At 22.5% G+C, this 13265-nt stretch carries 12 protein-coding genes and 1 tRNA gene; all 13 read left to right on the forward strand.

The genetic code is table 4. The annotated features are described in order from the left end of the window. The first annotated feature begins 1 nt into the window (after window position 1). Window positions 2–712, forward strand: a complete 711-nt coding sequence (locus QEG99_RS01930; RefSeq protein ID WP_280102326.1) for a hypothetical protein — start codon at window positions 2–4, stop codon at window positions 710–712. Further along, the gene (locus QEG99_RS01935; RefSeq protein WP_280102327.1) at window positions 702–1415 is read left to right on the forward strand and encodes a hypothetical protein; all 714 of its coding nucleotides are present in this window, start codon (window positions 702–704) and stop codon (window positions 1413–1415) included. Before QEG99_RS01930 ends, QEG99_RS01935 begins: the two co-directional genes overlap by 11 nt. Beyond that, complete coding sequence (locus QEG99_RS01940; RefSeq protein ID WP_280102328.1) at window positions 1405–2112, forward strand: hypothetical protein; 708 nt, start codon at window positions 1405–1407, stop codon at window positions 2110–2112. The genes QEG99_RS01935 and QEG99_RS01940 overlap by 11 nt, the downstream gene beginning before the upstream one ends. A 236-nt stretch (window positions 2113–2348) precedes the next feature. Continuing rightward, the gene (gene glyA, locus QEG99_RS01945) at window positions 2349–3602 is read left to right on the forward strand and encodes a serine hydroxymethyltransferase (protein WP_280102329.1); all 1254 of its coding nucleotides are present in this window, start codon (window positions 2349–2351) and stop codon (window positions 3600–3602) included. A gap of 2 nt (window positions 3603–3604) precedes the next feature. Next, complete coding sequence (locus tag QEG99_RS01950) at window positions 3605–5005, forward strand: MSC_0624 family F1-like ATPase-associated membrane protein (RefSeq protein ID WP_280102330.1); 1401 nt, start codon at window positions 3605–3607, stop codon at window positions 5003–5005. Continuing rightward, a complete protein-coding gene (locus QEG99_RS01955) occupies window positions 4995–5501 on the forward strand; it encodes an MSC_0623 family F1-like ATPase-associated protein (RefSeq protein ID WP_280102331.1) in 507 nt (168 codons plus the stop codon). Before QEG99_RS01950 ends, QEG99_RS01955 begins: the two co-directional genes overlap by 11 nt. Next, window positions 5501–6346 carry an MSC_0622 family F1-like ATPase gamma subunit gene (locus tag QEG99_RS01960; protein ID WP_280102332.1) on the forward strand — a complete coding sequence of 282 codons (846 nt, stop codon included), beginning with the start codon at window positions 5501–5503 and terminating at the stop codon, window positions 6344–6346. The genes QEG99_RS01955 and QEG99_RS01960 overlap by 1 nt, the downstream gene beginning before the upstream one ends. Next, window positions 6339–6860: an MSC_0621 family F1-like ATPase epsilon subunit gene (locus tag QEG99_RS01965; RefSeq protein WP_280102333.1), complete on the forward strand. Its 522-nt coding sequence runs from the start codon at window positions 6339–6341 to the stop codon at window positions 6858–6860. Before QEG99_RS01960 ends, QEG99_RS01965 begins: the two co-directional genes overlap by 8 nt. Then, complete coding sequence (locus QEG99_RS01970; RefSeq protein WP_280102334.1) at window positions 6832–9183, forward strand: hypothetical protein; 2352 nt, start codon at window positions 6832–6834, stop codon at window positions 9181–9183. The genes QEG99_RS01965 and QEG99_RS01970 overlap by 29 nt, the downstream gene beginning before the upstream one ends. A 10-nt stretch (window positions 9184–9193) precedes the next feature. Next, window positions 9194–10717, forward strand: a complete 1524-nt coding sequence (locus QEG99_RS01975) for an MSC_0619 family F1-like ATPase alpha subunit (RefSeq protein WP_280102335.1) — start codon at window positions 9194–9196, stop codon at window positions 10715–10717. Further along, entirely contained in the window at window positions 10707–12128 is a 1422-nt protein-coding gene (locus QEG99_RS01980) for an MSC_0618 family F1-like ATPase beta subunit (protein WP_280102336.1), read from the forward strand. The genes QEG99_RS01975 and QEG99_RS01980 overlap by 11 nt, the downstream gene beginning before the upstream one ends. After that, entirely contained in the window at window positions 12128–12856 is a 729-nt protein-coding gene (locus QEG99_RS01985; RefSeq protein ID WP_280102337.1) for a SemiSWEET family transporter, read from the forward strand. Before QEG99_RS01980 ends, QEG99_RS01985 begins: the two co-directional genes overlap by 1 nt. Window positions 12857–13170: 314 nt before the next feature. Beyond that, window positions 13171–13261: transfer RNA gene (locus tag QEG99_RS01990), tRNA-Ser, on the forward strand. The last annotated feature ends 4 nt before the right edge of the window (window positions 13262–13265 follow it).

The raw sequence follows: 13265 nt of genomic DNA on the forward strand, positions 1-13265 counted from the left end.
TATGAAAAATAAATTTAAAAAAATCTTTTTAATTATGCCCGTTTCTTTAATAGCCTTTTTAACTTCTTGCAATTACCAAATTCAGCAAATTCAATCAGATGAACCACAAATATCTGAAGAAGAAAAAATGGCAGAAGAAAATCGAATAGCTTTTGAAAAATTTCAACAAGAATTAAAGAAAAAGCAAAACGAGGAAAATTCAGCTATTTATTTAAAAGAAAACACAAAAGAAAATGACTTTATAGAAAAAAGTGAATGTTGAAAAAATGGTCGTTATTGTTTTTATTTAGTAAAAAATGAAAATACTTTTAAAGAAAAAATGAATCAATTTAAAAAATCAAGCAATTTTTGAATTGATGAATTAAATAAAATAGCTAAATTAAAATCTAACTTTTGAGATGATTATAATGTATTAATTTACTTTACTTCAACCAATTTATTTATCGAATGACAAAATCAACAATCGGTTTTTGCTCTAAAAATAGAAAATGATAAGATTTTTCTATTGGAAACTGATTCTTCTGTATTTGAAGCAGATTTAAAAATTCCTGATGTTTATTTCGGAGATCCGATAATGCAATTATTTTTAATACCTAAATCAAAATCAAAAGATCAATTTGAAGTAAAAAAAATAGAAAAAGATGAAGCATTTAAATTACTAGAAAACGATCAAAACATTGTTTGATTGGAAGAAAAAAGATATGAAAAATAAATTTAAAAAAAACTTTTTAATTATGCCCGTTTCTTTAATAGCCTTTTTAACTTCTTGCAATTACCAAATTCAGCAAATTCAATCAGATGAACCACAAATATCAGAAGAAGAAAAAATGGTAAAAGAAAATCGAATAGCTTTTAAAAAATTTCAACAAGAATTAAAGAAAAAGCAAAACGAGGAAAATTCAGCTATTTATTTAAAAGAAAACACAAAAGAAAATGACTTTATAGAAAAAAGTAAATGTTGAAATAAACAAAGCAGTTGTTTTTATTTAGTAAAAAATGAAAATACTTTTAAAGAAAAAATGAATCAATTTAAAAAATCAAGCAATTTTTGAATTGATGAATTAAATAAAATAGCTAAATTAAAATCTAACTTTTGAGATGATTATAATGTATTAATTTATTTTAGTTTAACTAATTGATTTATCGAACGACAAAATCAACAATCAGTTTTTGCTTTAAAAATGGAAAATGATGATAAGATTTTTCTATTGGAAACCGATTCTTCTGTATTTAAAGCAGATTTAATTGCTCCTGATGTTTATTTAGGAGATCCAATGATGCAATTATTTTTAATACCTAAATCAAAATCAAAAGATCAATTTGAAGTAAAAAGAATAGAAAAAGATGAAGCATTTAAATTACTAGAAAACGATCAAAACATTGTTTGATTGAAAGAAAAAAGATATGAAAAATAAATTTAAAAAAATCTTTTTAATTATGCCCGTTTCTTTAATAGCCTTTTTAACTTCTTGCAATTACCAAATTCAGCAAATTCAATCAGATGAACCACAAATATCAGAAAAAGAAAAAATGGTAAAAGAAAATCGAATAGCTTTTGAAAAATTTCAACAAGAATTAAAGAAAAAGCAAAACGAGGAAAATTCAGCTATTTATTTAAAAGAAAACACAAAAGAAAATGACTTTATAGAAAAAAGTGAATGTTGAAAAAATGGTCGTTATTGTTTTTATTTAGTAAAAAATGAAAATACTTTTAAAGAAAAAATGAATCAATTTAAAAAATCAAGCAATTTTTGAATTGATGAATTAAATAAAATAGCTAAATTAAAATCTAACTTTTGAGATGATTATAATGTATTAATTTACTTTACTTCAACCAATTGATTTATCGAACGACAAAATCAACAATCGGTTTTTGCTCTAAAAATGGAAAATGATAAGATTTTTCTATTGGAAACTGATTCTTCTGTATTTAAAGCAGATTTAATTGTTCCTGCTGTTGATTTCGGAGATCCGATAATGCAATTATTTTTAATACCTAAATCAAAATCAAAAGATCAATTTGAAGTAAAAAGAATAGAAAAAGATGAAGCATTTAAATTACTAGAAAACGATCAAAACATTGTTTGATTGGAAGAAAAAAGATATCAATAATGAACTATAAAATAAATTAAAATATGAAAATTAAATTTAAATAGCGATCAATTTAAAAAAGGTTGTCGCTATTTTTATTAATCCTTTTTTAAGACAAATTTTTTATAAAAATATGATTTTAAATATTTAAAAGATAATTTTTCTGTCATAACATTAAATAAATTTAAATATTCTATTTTTATATTATTAATAATTTTAAAAAATATTATAATTTATATTATTTATTAAGGAGAAGTATGTATAAAAAAATAAAATTAAAAGATAAAAAAATAGAAAATGCAATTAACAACGAATTGACAAGGCAGAAGAATCACATTGAATTAATTGCATCGGAAAATTATGCATCAGAAGAGGTTATGAAAGTAACGGGAAGTATTTTAACAAACAAATATGGTGAAGGATATCCGGGAAAAAGATATTATGATGGTTGTGAAAATGTTGATAAAGTTGAAAATTTAGCAATCGAAAGGCTAAAAAAAATTTTTAATGTAAAATATGCAAATGTTCAACCCTATTCTGGTTCCACCGCTAACGCGGCGGCAATTGCTGCTTTGGTTGAGCCAAATGGAAAAATTATGGGGATGTCACTTTCATCAGGAGGACATTTAACTCACGGTTATGGAATTAATTTTTCAGGAAAATTTTATCAGTCATTTTCATACGATGTGGATGAAAGGGGTTTGTTAAATTACGATAATATTTTAAAATTAGCAAAAGAAATTAAACCAAATTTAATTATTTGTGGTTATTCAGCTTATTCTAGAACGATTGATTTTAAAAAATTTCGTCAAATAGCTGATGAAGTGGGAGCGTATTTAATGGCGGATATAGCCCATATAGCCGGTTTAATTGCTGCAGGAGTACATCCATCCCCAGTAGAATATGCTCATATAATCACTTCGACTACTCATAAAACATTAAGAGGAGCTCGCGGGGGGATTATAATGACCAATATTGATGAAATTGCTAATAAAGTTAATCGCTGAGTTTTTCCAGGTTATCAAGGCGGACCGTTATTTCACTCTATTGCGGGTAAAGCCGTTGCTTTTAACGAAACATTACAACCATTTTTTAAAGAATATGGTAAGCAAATAGTTATAAACTCTAAAGCATTTGCAAAAGAATTTCAAAATTTTGGTGCAGAAATAGTTTCGGGCGGAACTGATAATCACTTATTTACAATTAATGTTAAAAAATCTTACAATGTAACTGGAAAAGATGCTTCGTCGATTTTACAACAAATTAATATTACCGTTAATAAAAACACAATTCCTAATGATCAAGAATCGCCTTTTGTTACTTCTGGCGTTAGATTAGGAACAGCCGCTATGACATCAAGGGGTTTTAAAGAAAAAGAATTTAAAAAACTAGCTTTGATTATTGATCAAGCACTAAAAAATAAGGATAATAAGTCAATATTAAAAGGGTTAAAAAAACAAGTTTTAGAATTAACAAAAAATTTTCCAATTAAAAAATCTTATTGAGATTAATTATGAATTTATTTTTTAAAAAACAAGTTTTATTTCATAAAAATGTCAATTTCGATGTTTTTAAAAAACAAAGAGTTATTTCTTTTGTTTTAAAATGAATTGTAATTTTATTTTTCTTTGCTTATAATTTAACTACTTTTTTAACAATTGATAGTCAATATGTTCATAATGCTAATCAATCTCTTTTTGATAATGCTAAAATAAGTTTTACAATTGAATATATAATTATTAATTCTTTATCTTATTACTTTTTATTTAAAGCATATGTCAATATTCAGGAACAGATGTTAAAAATTTATTATTATTTAATATGATTTGTTTCTTTTTTGCTATTTTCATTATTTTTTTATTTTTTTTCTAATTTTTATTTAACAAAAGAAAATAGGCAAACGGAAGTTAAACAACTGGTTTTAAATGTTTTTTGACTTTGACCATACATTTTATTTTTTCTTTTAGTTAATTTAGGCTTTAATATTTATTTATTAACAACAAGTGAACAACATAATATTAAAATAAAATTTAAATCAAAATGAAGTATTATTTCAACCGTAAGTAAACTATTATATTTTGTTTTATTTTTTTCAATATACTTTTGAATTTATAAATATACTTTTATTTTTAATGAAAATATATATACTCATCCATTGATTAATTTTTTCCTATTTAAATGATCGTTTTGAATTACTGTTGCTAAAATTTTAATAATATTAATTTTTAGTTGGACATTATATCCATTTATTATCAGTTTTATTAATTTTTGAGAGCCCGGTAAAAAAATTAGTGATTTATATAAAATGTATTTATGAATTTCGCTCACTAGTTTATTATCAACTATTTTATGATTTTTAATTGTTTTAAAAGATAAATTTACATATAATCAATTTAATACATTTTTTATTATTTTTTCAGCAATTGTAACAATTATTTCAATTATCAATAGTTTATTTGCAAAAAATATTTTTGCTTCAGTTCAAATGAAAACGATTATTATGATTACATCACTATTTTTAATTTGAATTGCCTTCTATTTAATCAGAGTTATTTTTGATTTTAAAAGTTCACAAAATAATGATATTAATTTATCAATTACTGATGTAAATTTATTAGTGGTTGATATTTGTTCATTTATTATCATTGGTTTATTTTTATACAAAAATCCTAAAATTTCAAAAATGGAAAATACCTTCATTAAAATTTTTATTACTTTAGTAATTATTGCTAATTCGATGGTTATTTATTTAAAAAGTAATGGACTATTTTGAGTTGTTAATGAATTATTAAATATTGAAGTAATATTTTTCACAATTATTATTGCTATTATTTTATTATTTTTACTAATTTCAATAGTTAAACAATTTATGATTATTAAATATTTAAAGAAAGGAACTCAATATGTTTTTTAAAACTGATAATTTAAAAAAGATTAAAAAAATTTTAAAACAAGATAGACATTTATATTCCGTGACTGATAATTATAATAATTTTTTAAAATCATATAATGTTTATTCCTTAAATGATATTGAAAATAATGTTAAATTATTTTTAAATTTAAAATATGATGATCCTTCATGAAAAGAACTTAAAAATGAATTTGAAAAATGTATAAAAAATAATATAGAAATAAATTTTGGTTCTTTTTCAATTATATGATTAAAAAATAATAAAATTGTTTATCCCGTAATCAAGGGCAGAGAAGTAAATGTTTCAAAGACATTTTATTTAGATGAAAATGAAAATAATAAAAAATTTAATAATTTAATTCCAATAGTTAAAAAAATGATTTTTGATATTCTTAATCAAGAAAACATTTTTTTACTTGCCGATGGTTTGCTCATTTACAAGCAAAAAGAAGATGTTTTTAAAGTGTTTTTCAATGAAAAAGTGGTTAAAATTATCTAATGAGTAAAATTGAAAATAGTTTGCAAATGTTTGAAAGTTTAAAATCACTGACAAATATTTCAAAATTAAAAACAATTTCAGAAATTTCGCTAGTAAATAAAGATTTTGAGCAAAAATTGAATTATTCATTAAAAATTCGCGACGCATTTTTGTATTTAAAAGAAAAATATAAATTAAATTCTGAGTTTCTCAGTTCTAAAAAAAATCAAAAAAAATTGTGAATTTATTTATCTGAAGATATTAAAATTAAAGGAGTTAATTATAATCAGATAAATCACAATTTAAAAAACCAAGTAGCCAAAAATGATTTATTATTTGTTTCAGGAGATGAAGCAATTAAATTTGCTAAAGATAATAATTTTAATATTATTTTTTCCACAAATGAAAGAGATCGGAAAAATATTGCTAATGAAATTTATGCATTAGTTTATCAACTATATTTAAAACGAGAAGTAAATGAAGTTATTTTTGTTTTAAATACTAACCGTTCAAAAAATAATCAAATTACCATTTTGCCGATGGAAAAAATGCAATTAATACCAAATTCTTCTTCCTTTAAATTAGAAAACGAAGATTTTAGTAAAAAAATTTTTTTCCCCGCTGTTGCAGATTCTATCAATTCATATTTTTCCATTTATTTATTTTCTTTAATTCCATCATTGGTTGAAGAATCGCACTTTTTTAAATTAAAACAAAAATTGCTATCTCAAATTAAATTATTAAATGAACTTGATGAGAAAATCAAGGAATTTAAAAAAGAAATAAATGAGCAAAAAAGACAAGAATTAACCGAAGAGATTATGCTTTTATCACAAACTATAAAAGGTGAAAATGAAAATGAATAAATTTTTTTGAATTAAAAATAAAAACAAAAATAATTTTTTTAAAATTGAATTTTATTTGCCAAATAGTAAAAAAATCGCTTACAATGATGCTTATTTAACTCTGGTTTTAGAAAACGAAAAATTGAATTTTATTTTTTTAAAAAATCAAATTTCAATTTTAGAGCAAGCAATTTTAAAAATAAGTTTTAAAGACAAAAAGCAAAAACCAGTTTATTTGCTTGCTAAAAAAATTTATGCATCTAGTTCAGAAAAAATAATTAAAATTAATGTGATAGAATCGGTAGAAACAATTTATGTTAAAACTAAAAATGATCTTAATTGAAAATCAATGATTAAAAAAATAAAATCATTAAAAAAAGATTATAGATATTTTTTATGAAAATCCAAATTAGGATTAACAGCAAAGGAATTAATTGATAAAAATAAATTAGAAAATGAATTAGTAATTTTAAAAATGATGAAAGGAAACAAATTGGTTTTAAAAAATGAAAATAAAGAACAAGAAATTAATTAAAAAAATTGGCTATTTACCTTTAATAAATCTTCCAATAGCTATAATAGCGCCAGCAACATTTGTTTCCTATGCTAATTCATATGATGATTTAAAAACTCAATCATTAGCTAAAATTGAGGAAATTAATCAAAAAATTAAGCAAACAATTAATCAAAAACTTGCTAATGAATTAAAAACAGTTTATCCAACTCAACAAGAATCGGAAAAAATTAGATATTATGATATTTTAATTTTAAATTTTAATATTATTGAAACTAGTTTAAAAAATTTAATTAATAATTATTTAGAAATTATAAACAAAGATAATTATTATATTCAAGAAAAAAAACTAATTAATACTCTTTCTATTCAAGAAAAAGAGGAAATTATTACTAATTTATTAAGTGAAGTAGAACAAAAATATATTTTAAATCCTGAATGATTAAATAATTCTAGCAATTTCCCTCAATATAATATAGACTATAAAGTTAATGATAAACAAACTAATCCATCTGAATTAGAAAAAATAAATTCCATTATTAATAATTTAAATCATTCAATTACACACGATCAATTATCAAATGATAAAATAATTAATAACATTAATAAAAAAATAGAAGAACACATTGAACGAGATGAGATAATTTTGCAAAATGCTTATAATAATAAGCAAATAGGAAATATCCAAATTAAGCAAAGTGCTTTAGACAGAAATGCTTTTGAAGTTAAAAAAAGTGATATTTTTATTACTGATAAAAACAATTTATTCACTTATGAAGATACATTTACTTATGAAAATATTAATGATATTTATGTAGCAAATGGGAAAATATTATTTGTATCAACAATAATAACATATAATAATGTCAAAGCAAAAATGTTTTCTAGTTTTAATTTTAAATATTCATTTAAACAAACGATGGAAAATGATGTTAATAATTTAATTAACAATATAAATGAAAATCAGCAAATATTTTTAAAAGAAGATTCGGTTAATAAAAAAATTAATGAAATATCTAATGAAGATTTTTATTCTCCTTCAGTTAATGTTCCTTTTAATTTCAGTGTGAAAAAAATCAACGATTATAATAATAGCGACACACAAGTAATGTTAAATTATCAAGTGTCAGTTAATTATCCAAAAAATTTTAAATTTGATTTTATCGATTTAAATGAAGACTATTTTTACCAAAAAGAGAGTGAATATTTATTTCAAAAAATTAAATCCAGTAAATTATTAGATATTAATTTAGCAAAAAACTTACCTGTTTCAATTACCAGTAAAGGTAAAGAAATTACAGCAGATGATGCAAGATTTTTTTCGCCATTAGAAACTATAGCCCAAATTAACGGTGATCCAGAAGGTTATAGTTATAAAATTAAAAGTATTAATAAAGTCATTGATAGTGATGGTTCTATAGCTGATGTAGAGGTGGAAGTTTCTAATGGTATTGATAGCAAAATTTATAAAACTAAATTAAGCGGTTTTAAAATTGAAAATGATCCGGATAGAAAAATAATTAATTCTAATTCACAATTAACCGAAAGTGAAAAGGAGCAATTATATAACGAAGTATCCAGTTCTTCACTGGATTTATATAGAAAATTAATCAATAGTCCTGATTATGATAAATTAACTAATCAAGATAAGTTGTTATTTTTAGCGGCATCTGCTCTTGTTTCTGATCAAAGTTCTAAAAAATATTTTGAAAAAGTTTTAAATCAAGTTGAAAATGATCAAGAATTTCAACAACTAGATAGTGAACAAAAAATGCTGTATTTACAAGAAAAATATAAAAAAGAAATTGAAAATCTTTTAAAAACAAATAACGATCTATTTAGTAAAGTTTTTGATAAATCAATTGCCACTCAAGTGGAAAGTATTATTAAAAACCTTGAAGAAAATAAAAAAATTGATTCCAGTTTAATTGAAAAAAATATTGACATAATAAATAAAAACAAAGAATTAATTAATGAATTTTTAAATAAAAATATTCAAAATGAAAATTTTGATACTAAAGAATTGGAAAAATTCGATCAAATGATTGAAAAAACTCTTGATGAGCTTAAAAATATTTCACCAGAAAATCAAGAAAAATTGATTAATGCATTAAATGATGTTGATATTAAAAAAGTAAAAAATGTTGCTGAAAAAACAATTTTATGAACAATAGTTTCAATTGGATTTTTAATAACAGCAATCGGATTGAGTGCTACTATATATTTATTTATTAATAACAAAAGAAAAATTAAGGAAAAATTAATTATGTTATTGAGCTTAAATTCAATAACAATTTCAGCTTTAATAGTTGCAATTTACATATTAATTGATTTATTAAAATAAAGGAGTAAAAATGAATGAAAAAGTAATTTTAAAATCTATTAATAACTTTATTATTAAAGTTGAAGGAAGATTTAATTATAAACAAAATCAGTTTTTTAAAATTAATGATAAAACTAAAGCATTTGTGCTTTCAGCAAATGAAACAAGTGCTAATTTAATTATTTCTAATCAAAAAAATAAATTATTAATTGGTCAAGAAATTTTGCCGATTGAAAATAATTTCATTGAAACAAAACAAGAATTTTTCGGAAATATAATTGATATTAATAATAAAATAGTAACTCAAAATAATTTAAAAAATGGTGAAAGTAAATCATTTGGATTTGCTAAAATTTTTAATAAAGCAAGAGGAATTAACGAAAGAATTTATTTAAATAAACCTTTAACAACTGGGATTTTAGGAATTGATTTATTTACTCCAATTGGTCGGGGGCAAAGAGAATTAATTGTCGGTGATCGTAAAACAGGAAAAACAACAATTGCTTTATCAGCAGCTATCAACAATAAAAATGATGAAAAATTAAAAGTTATTTATGCATCTATAGGACAAAAAACTACTTCTGTTTCAGAAGTTTATCAACTATTTAAAAATCATAATATTTTAGATAAAATTATGATTATAGCAGCAAGTAGTGATAATTCCTATGAGCAATTTCTATTACCCTATATTGCGATGGCTCATGCTGAAAATTTAGCTAAAAATAATTATGATGTTTTACTAATTTTAGATGATTTAACCAAACATGCTAATATTTATCGTGAAATTTCTTTATTAATTGATCGTCCAGCAGGAAGAGAAGCATATCCTGGAGATATTTTCTTTATTCACTCGAAATTGTTAGAAAGATCTGGAAATTTTAAAAATGAAGGTTCAATTACAACTTTACCAATTGTTGAAACAATTGGCGGAGATATTACTTCATTTATTTCATCAAATATTATTTCCATCACCGACGGGCAAATAGTAACATCAACCGATTTTTTTAATAAGGGAATTATTCCAGCAATTAACTATTCAGTTTCAGTTTCTAGAACAGGAAGTGCTGTGCAAAAACCAGAAATTGGTAAAATTTCTAAATCTTTATTTAAAATTTATAATAATTATCAAAAAAACATTAGTTTAAAAGATATAAAATTTAATTTATCAAAAGAAATTAGTTCCTTATTAAGTCGAGGAAAAATTTTAAATAATTTTTTAACACAAACTGACTTTAATTTATATGATGAAAATATGATTTTAATTCTAGGAAAAATTGTTATTTGAAATACTTTTAATAATAATCCATATTCACAAGAGAGCTTGGATTTTATTTTAAAACTATTTGAGAAAAATGAACTAGCTAAAACTGTTAAAAAATATATTGAATTTAATGAAGTTAATGATGATAAATTATTTAGAGACTTTGTTCATTGTGCTTTAAATGACTTTTATAAATATCGTAATTATGATATTAAAATTAATACCAGATATACATTTAAAGAAATTAATAAAAAAGAAATAGCTGAATATTTAGGAGAAACAAATGCAAGGTAAAATAGTAAAAATTTGATCTGATGTTATCGAAGTACAATTTTCCAGTTTATCAACATATAAAATTGATTTAGAAATAGGTCAAGTTATCTATCTACATAATAAAAAAACTGTTTTATTGATTGAAAAAATTATTTCTCCACTTGTTGTAAGGGCGATTATTATTGTTGCAGATCGTGAAATTCAAATTAATGATATTGCAATTTGTGAAGGTAAAAAAATGCAAGTTCCTGTTGGTAAAAATACAAAGGGGAAAGTTTTTGATATTACAGGAAAAGATTTAAATTTTAGCCAAAATTTTAAATATATTGATATTGATTCAACCATTAGTTCGCCAAGTTATAAAATTGAAAAGAGAAATTTTTTAGAAACAGGGATTAAGGCAATTGACTTTTTTGTACCAATTTTTGATGGAACTAAATTAGGAATTTTTGGTGGTGCCGGAGTTGGTAAAACAGTGTTGATGAAAGAATTAATTTTTAATCTTTCTAATTTTTATAAAGAAACTGATAAACACGATGTTACAGCTATTTTTGTTGGTGTTGGTGAAAGAATTAGAGAAGGGCAAGAATTAATTTATGAACTGTCTAAATCAAAGTTGTTAGATAAATCAATTATTTTCATTTCACAAATGAACGAAACTCCCGGTTCAAGAAATAAAATTTTACCAATGGGAATTACTGCCGCTGAATATTTAAGAGATGTGGAAAAAGAAAATGTTTTACTATTTGTTGATAATATTTACCGTTTTATTCAAGCGGGAAATGAACTGTCAGCATCATTAGGTAAAAAACCTTCATCAGCCGGTTATCAACCAACATTGCAATCGGAAGTATCTTATATTCAAGAGAGACTAAATACAAATGAAAATGGCTCTATAACTTCATTTCAAACAATATTTTTACCTATGGATGATATAAGTGATCCTGGTTCGGTTGCAGTTTTTAATCACCTTGATTCTTCTTTAGTTTTATCAAGAGATATTTCTTCAGAAGGATTGTTTCCTGCTATCGATCCACTTGCATCAAATTCAAATTTATTAAATATTAACAACATCGGTAAAGAACATTATGATGCTGTAATTGAAGCTAAAAGAATTTTACAAAAATATAAAGAATTAAAGGATATGATTTTAATTTTAGGAATTGATCAATTAGAATATGAAAATTGAGTAATTGTTCGTAAAGCAATGCAACTAACTAACTTTTTTACCCAAAGATTTTCAACCGCTAGTCAATTTACTAAAGAAAGTGGTGTTTTTGTTAAGATTGAAGATACAATTAAATCAGTTATTAATATCATAGAAGGAAAATATTTAAATCGTAATCCTGATGATTTTTTATATATTAATTCAACATTAGATTTTAAAACTGATAGTGAACTTGAAAAAGAGGCAAAAGGTAAAAAAAATTAATGGTAACAACACAATATTTATTTGGAATTATTGCTGTTTTAATTACACCTTTTTCAACTGTTCCACAGTTATATAAAACTTGAAAAACAAAAGAAATAAAAAATCTAAGTTTTTCTGCTTTTTGGATTTTATGAATTGGTTCTTATTTGTGAATTTTATATTCATTATTAAGAAATGAAACATCATATTTTTCATTTTTAGCATCATTTGTTGATATTAGTTTAATTAGTATTTTAATTTTTCTATTTTATAAATACACAAAAAATAAGCATTTTATTTTCTTTACTTTACTATTAATAATAAGTTATTTAATGGTTATTTTAATAGCTATTTTATCATTTGCAAAAATTTTATTATTAAATAATGAAATTTTTAGCAGTATATTAATTAATTGTGCAAGTTTTTGCATTGCTTTTGCTTCTTTACCTCAAGTAATTAAAGCAATTTATTTAAAGAAAATAAAAGGACTTTCACTATTTTATAAAACACTAGTATTTTTTGTAGAGGTATCTTGATTTATATATTGATTAATAGCAGGACTTTTATCAATATATAAAATTGAAGATGGTATAGCAGTTACGGTAATAGAAATGATTCAATTATTAATTTGAGCATCAATCGCAATTATTATTAATGGAATATTAGTATGTTTAATATTATTTAAAGAATTTATTCCTAATTTAAAATTTAGGAAAATGGCAAAAGAAAATGACATTAAAAAAAACTAAAGAAATATATAAAAAATTAATAAAAGAACTCCCTTTAAAATGAGATGACAAACACTTTATTATTAAATTTGAGTATAAAATGCAACACCATTTAAATTGATGAAAAATATTTTGGTTTAAATTGTGTTGATTTTTTTATTTAATTAAATATTTAAAAAATATATAATTTTTATAAATATTGCATTTTAGATTGTAATATCCGATATAAACAATATTTTTAAAAAAATGCAATAATGTTAAAAAATATCCATATTAATATTATTGGAAATAAATTTATTTAAAAAATAATAAAAAAGTTTATAATTATTAATACTGGAACAGTACCCAAGAGGCTGAAGGGGATACGTTGGAAACGTATTAGGAGAGGCAACTCTCGCGCAGGTTCAAATCCTGTCTGTTCCGCCATTAT

Origin of the sequence: Mesomycoplasma lagogenitalium, from assembly GCF_029854295.1 — a bacterium.
Classification (GTDB): domain Bacteria; phylum Bacillota_I; class Bacilli_A; order Mycoplasmatales; family Metamycoplasmataceae; genus Mesomycoplasma_A; species Mesomycoplasma_A lagogenitalium.